Consider the following 18526-nt stretch of genomic DNA (forward strand, 5'->3'; position numbering starts at 1 on the left):
CTCGCCGTCTACCTGCCGACCATAGCCTCAGGTGGAGATTCGTCACGGTTCACGTCGCGGCGGCGGTGTGGCGGCGATGTCGCGGCTAGCATGGCCGTATGAAGGATTTTCTGACACGTTGGCTGGTATTGACCATCGCCGCGGCCGTCATGGTCGTCGCACTGCCGGGCATGACCACCGTCGGGCAGCCGCCGGTGCTGGGCATCGCCGCGTTTGCGCTGTTCATGGCGCTCATCAACGCATCCGTCAAACCGGTCGTGCAGCTGATCGCCCTGCCGTTCTCGATCCTCACGTTCGGCCTGATGTACCTCATCATCAACTGGCTGTTCATGCGGCTCGCCTCATGGTTCGCGCTGAGCCTGTTCGGCGTGGGCGTGTGGGTGCACGGGTTCTGGTGGGCGGTGCTCGGCTCGGTCATCATGGCGATTGTGTCCGGCATCGTCGACTCGATCATGCAGTAAGACGGCCCGTCGCCGTGGCGGCGATGACGAAAGGGGGAGCGCATGGGACGTTCCGGCAGGCGCAAGCTCGCGCACAAGATCGACCGGATGAGCTTCGGCGAGTCCGCGGCTGCGGCGTTCGCCATCATCCTGGCCGTCGGCGCGGTGGCCTTCGCGCTATGGGCGATCGTCTCGCTTGCAGGGTCGGCGTTCATGGAACGGTTCTTCCCCGAAGGGCCCGACCGCACCATCGAACAGGTCAATATCACCGCGCGTCTGCGAGCGAACGGCGACCTTGACGTCACCCAGCGCATGAGGCTTGACTTGCGTCAGCCGCAAGATGTCGTCGTCATCGCGCTGCCGCTGTCGAGCGCCGCCGAAGACCAGCTCAAGGAGCGCGGTGTGACCGGAACCGGTCTGACCGTCACCTCAATCCGCAACGAGACCGCCGCGACCAGTTATGAACGTCGCGAATACGACGAGACCGACGACACGAACGGCACCTACGTGCTCGACCCGATCACCAGAACCGCGGCCATATACGGTCCGCAGCAGCCCGGCCGCTCCGACTGGACGGTGACGTACACGCTTGACGACAACGCCCTCACCTGGTCGGACGCCGGCGAGCTCATCTGGCGGTACGGCAGTGCGCTGCCGGACCAGCCGATACCGTCGATGCATGTGACCCTCACCTTCGACGGGTCGAACGGCGGTACGCAGGCGATCCCCGGCCGCAACTTCTCCGCCCAAAGCGCCGAAGACTATCGGGCTGTGACCACCATCAACGCCGGCAAAGACGCGTCCCACGGCGACGGAGCCGTCGCCATCGCCATCGACACCGGTCTCGACGGCGGGCGCACCGGCACACTCCACGTGGTCTTCCCACGCGACTGGATCGCCGACTCGCCCATGCCCGAGCCGAACAGCGGCGTCGCACGCATGCAACGGGCGATCGCCATGGACGCCGACAACACGACGCAGCTTGGGCGTGCGCGCATCAAGGCGGCGGTGACGGCAGTGCTTTGGCGGCTGCCGCTCGCGGCGGCGCTCGCGTTCCTGCTGATTGCCGCGTTCCTGCGGATCCGACGGGCGCGGCAGGCCAGACCGACGTTCCGTGACCGGTACAGCAGCGAGCCGGTATTGGCCGACCGGCCATGGCTGCTGGCCGCGCTTATGGGCGAAAGCCACCGGCCACGCGCGTTCACAGCCGCGCTGATGAAGGCCACCATGGACGGCGACATCATCATCGTCGACCCCAAACACGGGTTCCCCGCGGCCCGTGTATACCCGGGGATGCCATCCGGCAGGCACCTGCACTACGACGGCGCCCTCGTTCACGATCCTGCATCGCCGAAACTGCCGCAGGCCGCCATCACCGCGCTGTTCGGCTGCGACGACGTGCGCTATGAGCCGGCGATGACGACACGGCCTGATGCAACGGCTGACGGCGACGAGGGCGCGCAGATCTTCAGCGGCGGCCGAGGAAACCGGAGCCGACGTGTCGGCAAGCAGGACGATTCGATGCCCGCCTTCCGCGTGCCCGCGCGCGACCACGGCTTCGACGCCAGTGATGCGGCGATGTTACGCTGGCGCACCGGCGACCCGCTGCTGTGCGCAACCCTGACCCAGGCCGCCGGCGAGGCATCCTCCCAAGCCATCGCGGCGACCGGGTGGGTGGCATCCCGCGGCGTGCTCGGCAAGGTCTTGGGCGTACTGCTCGGCGTTGCGCTGCCAGTCGCGGCCTTGTATGCGCGACTGCATACCGACGACTGGATCGGCTTCACCGTCACCATCACGGCGGCGCTCGCAGGTGCCATGCTGAGCTTCGGCCTGCGGGCATGGCGGGGCGAGGGCGTCGACCTGCACGCCCGAGGGGTGGCAGTCAGACGATGGTTCGACGAGCGGCGATGGCGCAACGGGGATGACGCAGATGATGTCGGCAGGAGGTTCACCGCCGACCAGGCGCGCGGGCTGCTCATCGACGCGGTGGCGCTGGGCTTTGACGGCAACCGCATCGAGGAGTTCGCACGGTACGCCATACGGTGTGACGTCTTCGACGGCTACGATCCGGTCGTCTGGTGGTGCCTGCGTAACGGCCGCAAGTGCATACCCGCCGATGCCATGACCGCGACCTACAAGCTCAACCGCGACTGCAATATGGACACCAGCGGCATTGTTATGGCATGACGAGATGGGGGCATTCCGGCCGATGCCGGTGATGCAGCACAGCCTTACGGCCGTCACTTGTTCGGCATGTCCATGAAGCCGAGCTGGCGCAGGTAGCCGTGGCCGGCCGTGATGTCGTACTGGATGAGCCGGTAGTCGTCGAGCAGCCGGCGTGTGGCCTCGGGCGCCTTTGCCGGGTCGAACTGCCGGCCGGAGGCGTCCAGATACAGCGGCGTGCCGGCAGGGATGCGCGTCCAGCCCTGCGTCACGTTGACGACAGGCGGCTCCATGGCGGGTGCCGCGTGGTGCATGGCCGTGAGGAACGCCAGATACGGGGACACGCGGGCATTCAGATGCTCGGCGGTCTGCGCCATGAGATAGTTCGGCGACGTGTAGGCGGCGTCGTTGTCGGCCGAAGCGTGCGGCGAGCCGGCGGCCGACGCATCGCTGCCGGTCCGGCCGGTCGCCTTGTTCGACCAGATGAAATAATCCGTCTCATGCAGCGGAATAGAATTGCGGTCGTCCGCGCTGGCATGCTTGTAGATGCTCGGCAGATGGTCGCCGTAGAAGATTACGGTGACCGGACGGTCCATGCGGTCGAGCGCCTCGAGGAACGCCTTGGTCGACTGGTCGGTGATGCTCATGCCCTTCGCGTACGTGTTGATGTGCATGGCCTCGTCGTCGCCGAGCCTTGTGCCGTTCGTGGAGCTCGCCTTGAACTGGTTGCGGTCGTACCAGTTCTCGTAGCCCATATGGTTCTGCATGGTGACCAGTTGGATGAACCGGTTGCCCGCCGAGGGTGTGCCGTCCGGGTCGATGAGCCGCAGCACGGTGTCGTACGAGGTCTTGTCGCTGATGTAGTGCGACCGGTCGATGCGCTGCGCATGGTCGGCGATCAGCGGGTCATCCTGCGAGTAGAACTTCGCGAAGCCGAACTTGCGGTAATTGGCGGTCCGGGAGTACAACGCCGGGTTGTACGGGTGCACGGCCTCGCTGCCTGCCGCATCCTTGTTCCAGATCTGGTTGAACGAGGGAGCCCAGCCCATCTGCGGCACGAGCTGCTGGTACGGGCTGGACAGCGACGCGTTGAAGTTCGCCATGCTCAGGCCGGTCAGCGCCTGGAACTCAAGGTTCGCCGTGCCGCCGCCGTAGCCGGACGACAGCATGAGGCCGGACGTCGTATGCCGTTTGAGCGAACGAATGAACGGCATCGGGTCATGGTTGAGCGTGATGCCGGGAACGCGAGTCGGGTCGGAGAACGATTCGGACAGGATCATGATTACCGTGCTGTCGGTCAGGTCCGCGCTCCTGCCGGCGTTGATGGCGGCCGCCTGCCGCGCGTAGCGTTGCGCGATGCGCCGCATCGCCGCCTGACTGTAGCCCGCCGGCTCGTCCATGACCTTAGGACGGGTCAGGCGCAGGAACCCGACCGCCACGCCATTGGACTGTGCGTCCTCGATGGAATCCCACAGCTTCGCCTTGTCGCCGAACGCGGTGGCGAACCCGTTCGCCCACGAGCCGGTCGTGCCCAGGTCTGCGGAGAACGCGACCAGCATGGCGGCGCACAGCACGGCGGCGACGCCACGGCGGATGCGGCCGATGAACCGCCGCGGCGTGGCGATCAGCGAGCGCCGGCCGTCGAACCATGCGGCGAGCGCGCATACGGCGAGCAGCAGCACGACGGTGACGCTCATCTGCGCGATGGCGGTCCCCGAGCCGGCGGGGGTGTTGGTGACGGTGTCGCCCATGCCGCCCGCTCCGCCGGACGCCATGAGCGTGATGTCGGTGGGTCGTATCGTCTCCGAGCGTACGAGCACCTTCATGCGTTCCAGCACGGCGATGACGCCGGCGATGACGGTCAGCAGGCCGCTGGCGATCCAGAACCGGTTGATGGCGAACACGAGCGTCATGTATACGAGCGAGACCACCAGCAGGTTGAGCAGGAACTGGAACTGGCCGGGGGTGGTGACCGTCTTGGCGAGGAACTCCCATGGGGTGGTGCGGCCGCGCACGATCATCACGCTCCACTGCAGCATGAGGACCGCCGCCGTGGCGAACAGGGTGAACGCGATGGCGTACGCCCACCAGGGGAACGGCGTGCGTGCGCGTTTCACGGTGTGTTTCACGCTGCTGGACGTGTCGGCTTGCGGCCGGCGCGGCCGTGTGCGCAGCGGCGTGTGCACGTGCCGTCGTACCGGGATGCCGGGCAGGGTCGCGGCGCCGGCCATCAGCATCGTCTGTGCTGACGTGACTGACGGTGACGTGACTGACGGTGACGTCAGCGTCGCCGTCGTGCGCAACGCGGCCGCCGCGTCCGTGGCCTCGCCTTTCGAGACGAACGGCATGCAGGCCAGCGCCAGCGCGAAGCCGGCGATCGCGTACAGGAACATCCAGCGATACGATCCCGTGGCCTGCTGGACGAGGCCGAACAGGGCGGGGCTGACCGCCGCGCCGCCCGACGTGGCGAGATAGTAGTAGGCGGTCATCGTGCCGGTGCGTTCAACGCCGCCCAGTTCGGTGGCCCATGGCAGCGCGTTGACGAGCACCATCATCCACAGGATTCCGAACGCGAACGCAAGATAGGGCAGCATGGCCGCCGCGCCCACCCACGGCATCGGAGCCAGTGCGGCGATGGCCAGCGCAAGGCCGGCGCTCATCGTGCGTTTGCGGCCGAAGCGGGTGCCGAGCCAGCCGGCCGGTATGGCGAACAGGATGCCGCTGACCGCGAACCAGACGAGTCCGCCGCTGGCCGCCGCCGCGTCCATGCCGAGGTCGTGCGTCGCATACAGGGTGAAATAGGTTTCGATCGCGCTCGAGCCCATCGTGTACAGGAACAGTATGAGCAGCATCATGCGGAAGCTGCGGCGGCAGTCGGCGTCGGCAAGATCGACGCGCGGCACGGCGGCGTCGCGAAACTCACGCCAGCCGACGAACGGGAGCACCGGTTTCTGGCCGGGCCGCGTACGGAATTCGGCAGGCTCATGCACGAGGCGTGTGAGCGCGGCGACGGCCGCGACCATGACGAACGCGCCGGCGACGAACGTCACGCCCATGCCGTAACGCCGGTACAGCAGGCTGCCGCCGCCGAGCGCCAGGACATTGCCGATCGATCCCATGAGGTTGATGATGCCGTTCGCCTTGCTGCGCGCCGGCGAGGCGGTGACGTCCGGCATGAGCGCGACGACCGGCGCACGGCAGGTGGACATGAGCACCGCGTACGCGACGACTGCCGCGATGGTCAGCGGCGCGTTCGGCGCGGCGGCGATGGCGATCAGGCACAGCGCGGCCAGCGGAATCGCGAACAGGGCGAACGGAAGGCGGCGGCCCCAGCGGGTGCGCACCTTGTCGGACAGGATGCCGCACAACGGCTGGATGGTGAACCCGCAGATGTTGTCGATGCCCATGATGATGCCGACGATGGCCGTGGGGATGGCGAGATCCTTGAGCTTGAGCGGCACGAACGCGTTGTACATCGCCCAGGCGGCGGCGATGGCGAGCATGCCGAAGCCGATGGAGAACGTCTGCGCGGCGTCGAGGCGGCGGCCTGCCGCGGCTGCGGTCCGTCCGGCATGACGCTGCCGTGGCGTCGCCAGATGCACGTCGGGGATGCGAAGCCCGCCGATGATACGCGGGCGGGCGGGCAGCGCGGGCGCTGCGACGGAGACAAACGGGGCCTGCACGGTAGCCGCAGGCGTTTCACCGGCGCTGATGCCGGTCGCGACCAGTCTTGTCTGCATGACTCCAGTGGTACGCCGGGGAACTTGCGCAGGCGTGGCCTTATTGGGGTGCCGCGGTGAAGCGCGGGTGAATTCTACGGGATGCGGGTGCGCCCGACGTAGACGGCGACGTAGGTGGTTCGTCGGGATTTCTGCACGGATGGCCGGTTTGTTCCTCGGGATTTTTGCACGAAACCGGTGTTTGTTCGTCGTGATTTTTGCATAGTCGACTGTTTGCGTTGTGTATAATCACAGAATATGGTGACATGAGCCGCTGAGACTGGGGGGCGAAGATGAAGCGTGACATCATGCGGCAGCTGGAAGCGTGGCGGGTTTCGAAACATCGCAGGCCATTGGTGCTGTGCGGGGCCCGCCAGGTGGGGAAGACCTATGTGCTGAAGGAGCTTGGCCGTACCGGTTATGACTCCTGTGCCTACGTCAATCTGATGGATGAGTCGGCGCGGTCCGTGTTCACCGCATACGACGCTCGTCAGGTGCTGGAGAACATAGCCGTGTTCACCGGCGTGAAAATCGTGCCGGGACATACGCTGGTCATCATCGACGAGATCCAGGAGGTGCCCGAGGCGTTGACGTTGATGAAGGCGTTCGCCGAGGATACGCCGGATCAGCATATCGCCGCCGCGGGCTCGTACCTCGGCCTCGCCTACCATGCGGTGAAATCATTCCCTGTGGGAAAAATCGACTCGCTGGACATGTATCCCATGACGTTCATGGAGTTCCTGCAGGCGAGCGGTCAGGATGCGCTGGCGGACATCGTCCGTTCGCTGGATTTCGGCAGGGCCGCGGTGTTCGAGGACCGTCTCGAACGACTGCTGCGACGCTATTATTTCGTCGGCGGGATGCCGCAGGTGGTCGGCGAATTCCTCGACGGCGACAACGACTATGCTGCCGCCCGCCGTCGTCAGCAGGCGTTGCTGTCGGATTACGACAATGATTTCTCCAAATACAAGATCGACGTTCCCGAAATCGACGTGGAACGGGTTCGTCTGGCGTTCCGCTCGATACCCTCCCAACTGGGCAGGGAGAACCACAAGTTCGTGTTCGGCCATATCGTGCAAGGCGCCAGGCGTGCGCAGTACGAGACGGCCATCCAGTTCATCGTCGACTCCGGTCTGGCGCGTCGCGTGTACCGTGTCAGCAAGCCGCAGCTGCCGTTGCGCGACTATGAGGATCTGTCTGCGTTCAAACTGTACATGCATGACGTCGGGCTTCTGGGCGCCGCGATGGATGTCGGTGCACGTGACGTATTGCTGTCGAACGCCGTGTTCGAGGAATACAAGGGTGCGATGACCGAACAATACGTCTGTCAGCAGCTGGCCGCCACCGGACGGAACCCGTATTACTGGACGTCCGGCAAAGGCACGGCGGAAGTGAATTACGTCGTGCAGTACGACAGCCGACCTGCTCCGTTGGAAGTCAAGGCGGAGGAGAACGTGCACGCCAAAAGTCTGCGGATGCTTTGCAACAGCACCGGGCTACACGGCTACCGCACGACAATGCGCGGCTACCGCGAGCAGGACTGGCTCACCAACGTGCCGCTCTGGGCCGTCGGCGCATACTTCGACCCGGTCAACGACCCCGCCAACATCATTCCGGACGAGGGGCTGGACTGAGGGTACAATCGGCAACAGATTGATGGAAAGGAGTCAATGATGACTGCGGGGAAAGTCGATTCTGTGTTGCAGTCGAATCGCAGAAAGATGATGAGGCCGGTCTTGGAGGCGCTGCGGGAGCTGGGAGGCAGCGGTGAACGGCCACAAGTGCACGAGCAGGTGGCGAAGGATCTTGCCGTCGGCAATCAGGATTGTTTCTATAACCAGAAGGATGTAGATTTCGTTCGCCTGATGCTTGTATTCGGCGGATACATCGAATCGGACACTGATGATGGTGTGTGGACTCTGACGGATAGCGGCAAGACCGTGAACATGACCGCCGAGCTGGCTTCGGACATAATACGTCGAAATAACCGGAAATACAAAGATCAGCGCGCGAAAAAGAAGGTCGCAGACAATGCTCTCGGCGACGGTGGCATTCCGGAGAAACGGTACTGGTCGTATCGTCCTGGTTCCAAGGCGGAACAATGGCAGAAGTGTCTGCAGAACTCCGTGATGCTGATCGGCTATGGCATAGTCGGGAATCTCGCGAAATGTAATGGCAGGAACGACATCCAACAGGCCTTGCAGAACTCCTATGGATTGAGCAATGCTCCCACAACTATTTCCCGTGAACTGTGGCAATTCGTTCATGATATGAGTGTCGGCGACATCATCGTTGCTGCTGACGGGCACAGAAAGATTCTTGGCATCGGCGAAGTGCAATCCGACTATGAGTATCAAGAGAGCGATACTGACGATTTCAACCATGTAAGGCAGGTTTTATGGACCGACAAGAGCGGTGATGATATCGTCATACAATCCGAAAAACAGTTTCATAACAAGACGCTGAACGAAATCACCGGAAACCTTGACATGGTCCAGCAGATTGATGACCTGCTCGATGATGAGGCCATGGACGTCGACGATGCATCCACGGACGACGTGGAATCCTATTCCCGTGAACAGTTCCTTGACGAGGTGTACGTCGACGGACGAACCTACGACAATATCGACGCCGCACTCAAGCGCAAAAAGAACATCATCCTCATGGGCGCCCCCGGCGTGGGCAAGACCTTCATGGCGAAGCGACTCGCCTACTCCATCATGGGCGAGAAGGACTCCAAGCGCGTGGAGATGGTGCAGTTCCACCAGAACTACTCCTATGAGGACTTCATGCTTGGCTATCGGCCGAAAGACAACGGCTTCGAACTCAAATACGGGGTGTTCTACGAGTTCTGCAAAAAGGCCGAGGAAGACGAGGACCGCTCGTATTTCTTCATCATCGACGAAATCAACCGCGGCAATCTCGGCAAGATCTTCGGCGAGCTGTTCATGCTCATCGAGAACGACAAACGCGGTTTCAGCCTCCGGCTTCCCTATGCGGATGAACTGTTCTCCATCCCCGCGAACGTGTTCATCATCGGCATGATGAACACCGCCGACCGGAGCCTGGCGATGATCGATTACGCGCTTCGTCGTAGGTTCGCGTTCATCGAGCTGGAACCGGGATTCGACGCCAAAGGCTTCATGTCGTATATGAACACGTTGCACAGCGAACGGTTCGACAGGCTCATCGCCGCCGTGAAGCACCTGAACCGGGAGATTTCTCGTGACGACTCACTGGGCAAGGGCTTCCGCATCGGGCACAGCTATTTCTGCGGATTGACTCCCGAAACCGCGGACGAGCAGACTTTGACGGGCATTGTCGAATACGAGCTGGTTCCGTTGCTTGAGGAATACTGGTTCGACGATCCGCAAAAAGTCGAAGAGGAAGCCGGGAAACTGCGAGAGGCCATCCGATGACATCGTCGGCCATGGCGTCGGCAGCCATAACGTCGCCCGGCATTCCAATCCGGAATGTGTACTACATGCTGTCGTATGCCTTTCAGATTTTGCAGGAGCGGCAGTACCGGAAACTGGCCACGGAACCCTTTGACAACATCGCCGACCTATGCGCCGCCATTCTCATTCAGGGAATGACGGCGCAGATTAAGCGAGGTCTTTCCCGGGAATACGTTCCCCATACCGACGAACTGGACTCTCCCCGCGGCAAAATCGAAATCACCGAAAGCGTCCGCAAGGCCACACTGTCACGGAAACGGCTCGTATGCACGGTGGACGATTTCACTGTAGACTCGCGGCCGAACCGCATCATCAAATCGACCATGCTGCTGCTGGTTCATGCCGACATCAGTCCCAATCGGAAAACGAGACTACGGCGGCTGATTGCCTGTTTGAATGGCGTAGGACGAACCGACCTGCGTCGAACCGACTGGCACATACGATTCGACAGAAACAACGAGACATATCGGATGCTCATCGGCATCTGCTATTTGGCAGTCAAAGGGCTGTTGCAGAGCTCCCAACCCGGAAAGGCCCTGCTCATGGATTTTCTCGACGACCAGCAGATGCACCGGATTTATGAGAAGTTCCTGTACGGATACTATTCGCGCGAATGGCAAGGGCGCATCAGCACGACCCATCACCGCATCCCCTGGATGTGTTCGGCAGGCGAGGGACTGCCGGTCATGCAGCCCGACGTGGTGTTGGACGACGGCCGGGATGTGCTCATCATCGATGCGAAATACTACACGCGGACGATGCAGCGGAATTTCGGCAGCTACACGATGCATTCCGCGAACATGTATCAGATGTTCACCTACGTCAAAAACAAGACGGCGCAACTGGCGGCGAGAGGGAATGAGCACGCCGTGTCCGGTCTGCTGTTGTATGCGAAAACGGACGAAGAACGGCAACCGGACGGAGAATTTGATATGGGAGGCAATCGCATCGCCGTACGTACATTGGATCTGAATCAGGATTTCCGCGGCATCGCCAGCCAGCTTGACGATATCGTGACAAGGTATTTCCCCGATTAGGATTCAGTGTCGGAAATGCTGTACGGATGCGGAAAGGAGAGCAGACCCATGGATATGGAGATGCGGCGGGCGCTGCAGGCGCAGTTGTTGCGGATCGACGGGCTCAAAGACGAGATAGGGGAGTTGCGGGGGCGGCTGAGCGATCCGGATGCCGACGCGGTGGCGATCGAGGCGCGGATCGCGCAGTTGCAGGATGAGATCGACCGGATCCGGCAGATGCGCGAACGGGCGAGGAAGCCTACAGTCGGCCGGTCGTGATGCGCCGGCCGACGCCGTGCCCGCGACATGCGTCCGTTCCCGACCAGGAGACTCACCGGGCTGGTTGAAAACAGACGCAAACCCGGTCGTCGGCGTCCGTTTCCGACTAAGAGGCTGGGGAAGTTGGTCGGAAACGGCCGCGAATAGGGCCGCCAGCGTCCGTTCCCGACCAAGAGGGCCGACCGGCTGGTGAGAAACGGACGCAACACACCCCCTGTGCGTCCGTTTCCGACCATAAGCATGGCGGTGGAAGTCGAAAACGGCCGCCGAGAGAACCCCCGGCGGCCGTTTCCATCAGAATCGTTCAGGCTCGGATCAGGCGATCTGCCGCAGCAGGGCCGGCAGCTCGGCCATTGTGTCGATGACCGCATCGGCGCCGGCGCCCACGAAGGCGTCACGTGCGGCGGCGCGTGCGGCGGCACGGTCGGCCGGCGACAGCGCGGTGAACTCGGCCTGGCTGAGCGCCATCTGCGAGCTGCCCTCCGTTACGCCGACGGTGAACACGCCGGCGTTCTTGCCCTCGCGGATGTCGGAGAGCGTGTCGCCCACCTTGACGGCCTTGCGCACGTCGGTGACGTGCAGCGCCTCAAGGTTCTTGAAGACCATGTACGGGTAGGGGCGGCCATAGCCGTCCGTGCCGTCCGGGCTGATCCAGAAGTCGGGGTCGTAGCCGTTCTCCTTGGCCTTGGGCACGACGATCTCCATCATCTTGTCGGTGTAGCCGGTGGTCGAGCCGATCTTCAGGCCGTCCGCGCGCAGGGCGGCCACCGCGTCAAGCACGCCCGGCTTCGGGTCGGCGAAACGGTCCAGGATGGACAGCAGCTTCGGCTCGAAGCGCGAGTACACGGCGTCCGTGTCGGCCTCGGTCGGCGCGGCGCCATGCTCGTCCTCCCAGGCGCGGGCGATGCGCTCCATCTTCAGCATGGTGGCGATGTGGTCGTGCTTGAGCATGCCCATCGGCTTGCGGGTCTCATCCATGGTGGGGGTGATGCCGAACTCCTTGAACGCCTCCTGGAAGGCGCGCACGGGCGCGAAGCAGCCGTAGTCCACGGTCGTGCCCGCCCAGTCGAAGATGACGGCTTCAAAACGGTTGGTCATTGTCGTGACTCCTTCACTTGCCACTTGTCGTTTGTGTCCCGCACGTCTCACGCGGTGAGCTTCACACCGGCGGGGGCGGCCGCCTTGATCGGCGCACCGGCCTTGTCCATCGCCGCGATCGCCTCGGGCACGGAGGCCGAGCCGGTGGCCGCCTCCAGCAGGCCGCGCTCGCCCATGTACAGGGCCAGCAGCTCGGTCACCTTCTCGATGTCGTCGGTGTAGATCTCGCCGATGTTGCCCAGACGGAACGTGTCCTCGTCGGTCAGCTTGCCCGGGTAGATCGCGTAGCCGCGCTCCTTGATGAACTCGTACATGTCGTGGAAGTCGAAGCTCGTGCCCTGCGGGTAGAGGAACGTCGTGATGATCGGCCCCTGATGCTCGTTCAGGAACACGCGGAAGCCGAGCGCCTTCATGCGGGCGATGAGCAGGTCGTTGTTCAGCTGGTAGCGGGCGGAGCGCGCGGGGATGCCGCCCTCGGCGAACATCTCGTCGAGCGCCTTGGAGAAGGCGAGCACCACGTGCGTCGGCGAGGTGTAGCGCCACTTGCCGTTAGCCTTCTCCAGCGTGTTCCACTGGTCCCACAGGTCGAGCGAGAGCGAACGCGCCTTGCCCTTCGACGCCTCGAGCTTCGCCTTGTTGCAGATGATGAAGCTGAAGCCGGGCACGCCCTGAATGCACTTGTTGGCCGAGGAGACGAGGAAGTCGATGCCCCAGCCGGCCACGGGGATGTCCACGCCGCCGAAGGAGCTCATCGCGTCGACCATGAACGTGCAGCCGTGCGCCTTGGCGACGGTGGCGACCGCGGCGATGTCGTTGAGCAGGCCGGAGGTGGTCTCGGAGTGGATCATCGACACGTGGGTGATCGACGGGTCGGCGTCAAGGTACTCCTCGACCTTCGCGGCGTCCGGGATGCGGTCGTACGGCTCGGCGTACTGCGTGTAGGCGATGCCCGCATGCTCGCAGATCTTCACCTGACGGTCGCCGTACGCGCCGTTCGTGCACAGCAGCACCTTCTCGTCACGGCCGATCACCGACGTGAGCACGCTCTCCACGCCGAACGTGCCGGAGCCCTGCATGAGCACCACCGTGTAGTCCTCCGGGTCGCAGTGCGCGAGCTCGAGCAGCTGGCGGCGGATCTTCTGCGTGATCTGCTGGTAGTCCTCGTCCCACGTGCAGTGGTCGAAGAGCATCTCCTCCTTGACCGTGCGGGTGGTGGTCAGCGGTCCCGGGGTGAGCAGCTTGTATTCGTTGGCCATGGTCGTGATGTTCCTTTCTGTTTGGCGCTGTGGCTGTGTTGCGATGCTGTGTGCCGACTGTAGTCACTTGCGTAGTTCATGGCATCTTCTACGTAGTTTCCGTGATGCCGTCGGCGTGTCGGTTGTAGTTCTGATGGGTTTGTTCAGTCGCCGTTCAATTTGCGGCGGCCGGCCGCTCACTCGCCTTGGGCGATGCGCTTGCACTCGGCGGAGAAGTCCTGCTGCTGTTGCAGCAGGTCGACGGTCAGCGGCTTGGGGAAGGTCTTCGACCGCTTGGACGCGTTGGCCGGGGCCTTCTCGCCCACGTACAGCGGCGTCGGATAGGTCTGCAGCAGCTCCTTGCGGCCCTTGTCGATGATCACGCCGGCCATCTTCTGCGCCTTCGGGTTGGTGGCGCGGCCCTTGTCGAGCACCGCCACCGATTCGGTCAGCGAGTAGTTGCCCTCGGTCGGGTCGACGTAATCGATCGGCAGGCCGTTCTTCTTGTCGGCGACCGCTTGGTGGCGCAGGCCGAAGCCGATCGCCACCTCCTTGGCGCGCACGGACTTGAGCGGGCCGGAGCCGGACTGTTCGAGGTGAGGGCCGGCGTTGCGGTAGATGTCCGTCAGGATCCGCCTGCCCTTCTCGCCGGTGCCGTACGCGTCGACGATGGCCTGCACCATCAGCCAGCCGGTGGAGGAGCCCTCCATGTCGGGCACGGAGATCAGCCCCTTGTATTCGGGCTTGGCAAGGTCCGCGTAGCTCTTCGGCTTGGGCACGCCCGCGGCCTTGAGCGCCTCCGTGTTGATGATGATCGCGCCCTCCTGCGCGGTGGTGGGGGAGCGGTAGGCCGGGGCCTTCGAGTTCTCCGAGTCGCCGAGCAGCTTGGAGTGCACGTCCGTCAGGTTCGCGAACATGTGGTTGCGCTCCTGCGCGGAGTCCACGTAGTAGGAGCTCATCGTCAGCATGTCGGCCTCCAGCGCCTTGCCTTCGGCGAGCATCTTGCCGCCGAGCTCGGAGGTGCCGAACTCCTGGATGATGTACTGGTCCTTGTAGCCGTTGTCGTCGAGCGCATGCTCGAACGCGGTGACGGCCTCCTCGTCGGCGTTCGTGTAGATGACGACCTTGCCGCCGGCGGCCGAAGCCCCCGTGGAGACGGTGCCGAACGTGACGAGCAGCACGACGACCACCGCCGAGACGATGCTCGTCAGCAGGTTGCGGGCGCGGCGGTTGCCGTCGCTCGGCAACTGGAATGCGGCCTGCGCGGCGGCGAGCTGACGGCTCGGGCGCACGGTGCTGAACGAGGCGGCCACCTGCGGCGTCTTCACGGTCGCACGCGCCTTGGCCTTCGCCTTTACTCGGCTGCGCGAACGGTCGCGGGTGGCGAGCGAGATCAGGCCCTTGACCACGAGGTTCACCACGAGGATGAGCAGCGAGAGCACGAACACGTCGTCGAACTTGGCGATGTGCTGCAGTGCGGAGATCTTCGTGGTGATGACCTGCGTGCGTGCGCCGGTGAGGAACACGACCGCCGAGATGGTGACCATCGCGTTGACGAAGTAGTAGCCGAAGATCTGCAGCAGCGTGGGCCACGCGTTCGGCGTGACCACGCGCACCAGCGTCTTGATCCAGTTGTCGCCCATGAGCTTGGCCGTGGTCTCCCAGCCGGCGTTCATCTTGGTGAGCGAATCCTTGATCATCTGGTACGGGGTCGCGAAATAGTGGATGATGTTCGCGATGATCAGGATCCAGAACGTGTTCTGCAGCGGCGAGCCGGAGAACATGAACAGGAACGCGATGCCGAGCACCATGCCGGGGACCGTGTTGATGATCGCGGAGGTCGCGTCCACGCAGCGGCGCGCCCAGCCGGGCAGCTTGGAGCGGGAGGTGACCAGGCCGGCCGCGTAGACGAACAGGCAGCCGAAGATGGCCGTCATGACCGCCACGTACAGCGAGTTGACGAACACCTGCGACAGCTGCGAGTCGGTGAACAGGTTCGCGATGTGCGCGAACGTGAAGCCGAGGCTGTCAGGCCATTCCTTGACGAACGGGATCATCAGGATCACCAGGAACACGCTCAGCGTGCACACGAGCGTCGCCACGGAGAGGATGCCGCACACCCAGTCGCGGCGCCTGCCCTTCGGCAGGTCCACCTGGCTGATCTGCTTGTAGCGGATCGCGAACCGTTCGAGCACGGTCATCAGGATGATCGAGATGATCGAGGGAATGAGCATGAACACCGCGATCACGGCGCCGCGGTTGAAGTTCGGGATCGAGCCGAGCATCTGGTTGAACAGCGACATCGCCAGCACATCATAGGTGCCGCCCACCGAGGTCGGGATGCCGTAGTCGGTGAACGCGAGGAAGAACGACTGGATGAACGCGACGGCCAGCGTGCCGACCAGCGGGCGCAGCACCGTGTTCAGGAACGTCGTGAGCGGGTTGTCGCCCATGATGTGCGAGACGATGATGAACTTCTTGTCGACGAACCGGAAGCTGTTGTTGATCAGCAGGAAGCAGGTCGGCAGCGTGTAGATCACATAGCCGATCAGCAGGCCGTTGAAGCCGTAGATGTCGAACAGCGGATGCCCGATCAGCTGCGTGATCAGGCCGTTCTTGCCGAACGAGTAGATGATCGCGAAACCGTACGTGATGGTCGGCAGCAGCATCGGCAGCTGGGCGAGCAGCGCGACGGCCTTCTTGAAGCCGCGCGGCACGTTCGTACAGTTGATGGTGTAGCTCAGCAGGAACGCGAGCACGACGGCGACGAGCGCGGAGACGGCGGAGACGGTCAGCGAGTTGGTGATTGAACGCACGAACTCCGGTTTGCTCAGGATCGTCGCGTAGTTCTCCATCGTGGCCGAGCCGCCGGCGGTGGTGAACGAGCGGATGATCACCAGGATCATCGGCACGACGAGGAAGACGAGGAAGCACACCGAGACGACCGCCATCAGCGTCCACAGTTCGGTCTGCTTGGGCCTGCGCGGACGGCGTTCGTAGTTGACGATTTCGGGGCGGATGTTGGGCAGTTGGTTGCCGGCCTGGATCGCTTCGGTCGTCATCTCACGCCTCCCGGGCGGCGGCTGCCGCGTCGGTGTCGGCTGCCGCGTCGGTGTCGCCTTCGTGGAACAGCGTGTAGATGTTGTTGCGCTTGACCTCCAGCTGGTGGAGGATGAACTTGCGCACGAAGTCGCTGGCCGGATGCTCGATGATGTTCTCCGGAGTGTCGAACTGGGCGACCTTGCCGTGGTTGATGATGAGCACCTTGTCGCTCATCGTGCACGCCTCCTCGGGGTCGTGCGTGACCATGATGGTCGTGAGCTTGTACTGGTCGACGATCTGCTTGATCTTCGCCTTGATGGACTCCTTGATCACGCCGTCCAGGGCGGACAGCGGCTCGTCGAGCAACAGCAGCTTCGGCTTCATCACGAGCGTGCGGGCGAGCGCCACGCGCTGCTTCTGGCCGCCGGACAGCTCGTCGATGCGCTTGCCCAGATGCTCCTCGAGGCCGAGCAGGCTGATGAGCTCCTTGATCTCGGCTTCGGACGAGATGTTCGGGTTGTTGCGCAGGCCGTACGTGATGTTCTGGTATGCGGTCAGGTTCGGGAACAGCGCGTAGTCCTGGAACACGATGTTGAATCCGCGCTTCTCCATCGGCACGTGGGTCAGGTCCTTGCCGTCGTACAGCAGGCGTCCGCTGGTCGGCTCGGTGATGCCGAGGATGATGTTGAGCAGGGTGGTCTTGCCGCCGCCGGAGGGTCCGAGGATCGACATGATCTTGCCGTTGTCCAGCGTGAGGCTGATGCCGTTGAGGACGTGCGTGTCCCCGAAGGATTTGGTGATGTCGTCGAGTTCGAGCATGTGTTGTCGCTTGCCTTCCGTCGCGCCGCCGGTGTCGCGGCGCTCGCATAATGGATCCGTTCGCCGGCGTTGCGCCGGGAACGGTGTGTTGCGTTGCTGTGTTGAGTTGTCGCGGCCTAACTTCACGCCGTGATTCCATCTTCGGCCCGCGCGTGGGACGGTGCGGACGTTTCGGTGAAAAGTTCGGGGAAAGGAAGGTGAACAGCAAGTGCGACTACATGCGGATTACGTAGTTATGTAGTTTATGCGGCGACGGGTGCGCCCTCGCTGAGGGTCGGGATGGGCCCGGCCGTGGGGCGACCGCGGCTCAGCTGCGAAACTCGCGGTCGGCGATGATGCGGCCGGAGCGGTCGAGTTCGGTGGAGAAGCGGCCGTAGTCGCTGAGGATCACGCTCATGTACAGCATGTCGACCATGACGCAGTGGGCGACGCGCGAGAAGATCGCGTTGCCGTAGATCGCCACGTCGCCGCGGCCGGTGAGCAGCACCACGTCCGCCCAGTTGGCCAGCGGAGTGCCCGTGTTGTTGGTGATGGCGATGGTGTGCGCTCCGGCCGACTTGGCGACCTTGAGCGCCTTGACGGTGTCGGCGGAGCTGCCGGAGTGCGAGAAGGCGATGGCCGTGTCGTCCTTGGTGAGGTGGCCGGCGCCGATCTGCTGCAGGTAGGCGTCCACGTTGCAGCGCGCCTGCAGGCCGAGATAGGTGAGCTTGGTGCACAGATCGATCGCGGGGGCCATGGAGTTCTCCACTCCGTAGATGTCGATCATGCGTGATTGGGCGATGAGCGCCGTCGCCTTGCCGAGCGCCTTGACGTCCACCGAGGCGTGCAGGTCGTCGATGAGCGTCTTCGCGCGCGCCACCGCCTTGGCGGGAATGCCTTCGGGGTCGTCCCACGGGTTGAGGTCGAAGCCTTCCAGCGGGTCGAAGGTGACGGCACGCTCCTCCTGCGGGTGACGCAGCACGTAGCGCAGCTCGCGATAGCCGCCGAAGCCGAGCTTGCGCGCGAACCGGATCACCGTCGGCTGGCTGACCTGCGCCGCTTCGGCCAGCTGGCCGACCGTCAGCTCCGAAGCCTCGCCGAGGTGGGCGCGGATGTACTGCGCCACCGCCTGTTCGGCGGGCCGCAACGAGGGATAGACATGGTCGATGCGGTCGCGGATGCCTACCGAGGATTGCACGGTTGTCTCCTTTTGCTTGGCTTCCTGTCCCATGGTCTATGTCGAGGGTATCCGCATGAGTTTACGCAATGGTCTTCATG

At 63.6% G+C, this 18526-nt stretch carries 12 protein-coding genes; 6 read left to right on the forward strand and 6 right to left on the reverse strand.

Annotated elements, in window-relative coordinates; translation table 11 throughout:
* The first annotated feature begins 98 nt into the window (after positions 1–98).
* Together F7D09_RS01485 and F7D09_RS01490 are read left to right on the forward strand one after the other, a co-directional pair.
* Positions 99–461 carry a phage holin family protein gene (locus F7D09_RS01485; RefSeq protein WP_152233675.1) on the forward strand — a complete coding sequence of 121 codons (363 nt, stop codon included), beginning with the start codon at positions 99–101 and terminating at the stop codon, positions 459–461.
* Between the two features lie 42 nt (positions 462–503).
* On the forward strand, positions 504–2627 hold the full coding sequence (locus F7D09_RS01490; protein WP_152233676.1) for a DUF2207 domain-containing protein: 2124 nt from the start codon (positions 504–506) through the stop codon (positions 2625–2627).
* Between the two features lie 53 nt (positions 2628–2680).
* Here the strand turns inward: F7D09_RS01490 and F7D09_RS01495 are convergent, their stop codons facing one another.
* Positions 2681–6343: an LTA synthase family protein gene (locus tag F7D09_RS01495; protein WP_152233677.1), complete on the reverse strand. Its 3663-nt coding sequence runs from the start codon at positions 6341–6343 to the stop codon at positions 2681–2683.
* Between the two features lie 272 nt (positions 6344–6615).
* Here F7D09_RS01495 and F7D09_RS01500 point away from each other — a divergent pair, with 272 nt between their 5' ends.
* From F7D09_RS01500 to F7D09_RS01515, 4 genes are read left to right on the forward strand one after another with little or no spacing between them, the layout of a single operon-like run.
* Entirely contained in the window at positions 6616–7956 is a 1341-nt protein-coding gene (locus F7D09_RS01500) for an ATP-binding protein (protein WP_152233678.1), read from the forward strand.
* A gap of 36 nt (positions 7957–7992) precedes the next feature.
* The gene (locus F7D09_RS01505; RefSeq protein ID WP_152233679.1) at positions 7993–9741 is read left to right on the forward strand and encodes an AAA family ATPase; all 1749 of its coding nucleotides are present in this window, start codon (positions 7993–7995) and stop codon (positions 9739–9741) included.
* An 11-nt stretch (positions 9742–9752) separates the two neighbouring features.
* Positions 9753–10817, forward strand: coding sequence for a 5-methylcytosine-specific restriction endonuclease system specificity protein McrC (gene mcrC / locus F7D09_RS01510; RefSeq protein ID WP_152233680.1), 1065 nt, complete (start codon positions 9753–9755; stop codon positions 10815–10817).
* A 48-nt stretch (positions 10818–10865) separates the two neighbouring features.
* Positions 10866–11075 (forward strand): hypothetical protein, encoded by a 210-nt coding sequence (locus tag F7D09_RS01515; protein WP_152233681.1) that lies wholly within the window; start codon positions 10866–10868, stop codon positions 11073–11075.
* A 315-nt stretch (positions 11076–11390) separates the two neighbouring features.
* On the opposite strand, the gene phnX is transcribed toward F7D09_RS01515, so the two are convergent.
* The 5 genes from phnX to F7D09_RS01540 form a co-directional block, all read right to left on the reverse strand.
* The gene (gene phnX / locus F7D09_RS01520) at positions 11391–12173 is read right to left on the reverse strand and encodes a phosphonoacetaldehyde hydrolase (protein ID WP_152233682.1); all 783 of its coding nucleotides are present in this window, start codon (positions 12171–12173) and stop codon (positions 11391–11393) included.
* Between the two features lie 47 nt (positions 12174–12220).
* Positions 12221–13429, reverse strand: coding sequence for a 2-aminoethylphosphonate--pyruvate transaminase (locus F7D09_RS01525; protein ID WP_152233683.1), 1209 nt, complete (start codon positions 13427–13429; stop codon positions 12221–12223).
* A gap of 176 nt (positions 13430–13605) precedes the next feature.
* On the reverse strand, positions 13606–16470 hold the full coding sequence (locus F7D09_RS01530; RefSeq protein WP_226835835.1) for an extracellular solute-binding protein: 2865 nt from the start codon (positions 16468–16470) through the stop codon (positions 13606–13608).
* 1 nt (position 16471) lies between these two features.
* Entirely contained in the window at positions 16472–17269 is a 798-nt protein-coding gene (locus F7D09_RS01535; protein WP_152233684.1) for an ABC transporter ATP-binding protein, read from the reverse strand.
* Positions 17270–17576: 307 nt separating this feature from the next.
* Positions 17577–18446 carry a MurR/RpiR family transcriptional regulator gene (locus F7D09_RS01540; RefSeq protein WP_152233685.1) on the reverse strand — a complete coding sequence of 290 codons (870 nt, stop codon included), beginning with the start codon at positions 18444–18446 and terminating at the stop codon, positions 17577–17579.
* Positions 18447–18526: the final 80 nt, after the last annotated feature.

This window comes from Bifidobacterium leontopitheci (assembly GCF_009193355.1).
In the GTDB taxonomy this organism is placed as follows: domain Bacteria; phylum Actinomycetota; class Actinomycetes; order Actinomycetales; family Bifidobacteriaceae; genus Bifidobacterium; species Bifidobacterium leontopitheci.

Coding starts and splice junctions, on each gene's coding strand:
- F7D09_RS01485 (WP_152233675.1), top strand. CDS start 99: ATGAAGGATTTTCTGACACGTTGGCTGGTATTGACCATCGCCGCGGCC.
- F7D09_RS01490 (WP_152233676.1), top strand. CDS start 504: ATGGGACGTTCCGGCAGGCGCAAGCTCGCGCACAAGATCGACCGGATG.
- F7D09_RS01495 (WP_152233677.1), bottom strand. CDS start 6,343: ATGCAGACAAGACTGGTCGCGACCGGCATCAGCGCCGGTGAAACGCCT.
- F7D09_RS01500 (WP_152233678.1), top strand. CDS start 6,616: ATGAAGCGTGACATCATGCGGCAGCTGGAAGCGTGGCGGGTTTCGAAA.
- F7D09_RS01505 (WP_152233679.1), top strand. CDS start 7,993: ATGATGACTGCGGGGAAAGTCGATTCTGTGTTGCAGTCGAATCGCAGA.
- mcrC (WP_152233680.1), top strand. CDS start 9,753: ATGGCGTCGGCAGCCATAACGTCGCCCGGCATTCCAATCCGGAATGTG.
- F7D09_RS01515 (WP_152233681.1), top strand. CDS start 10,866: ATGGATATGGAGATGCGGCGGGCGCTGCAGGCGCAGTTGTTGCGGATC.
- phnX (WP_152233682.1), bottom strand. CDS start 12,173: ATGACCAACCGTTTTGAAGCCGTCATCTTCGACTGGGCGGGCACGACC.
- F7D09_RS01525 (WP_152233683.1), bottom strand. CDS start 13,429: ATGGCCAACGAATACAAGCTGCTCACCCCGGGACCGCTGACCACCACC.
- F7D09_RS01530 (WP_226835835.1), bottom strand. CDS start 16,470: ATGACGACCGAAGCGATCCAGGCCGGCAACCAACTGCCCAACATCCGC.
- F7D09_RS01535 (WP_152233684.1), bottom strand. CDS start 17,269: ATGCTCGAACTCGACGACATCACCAAATCCTTCGGGGACACGCACGTC.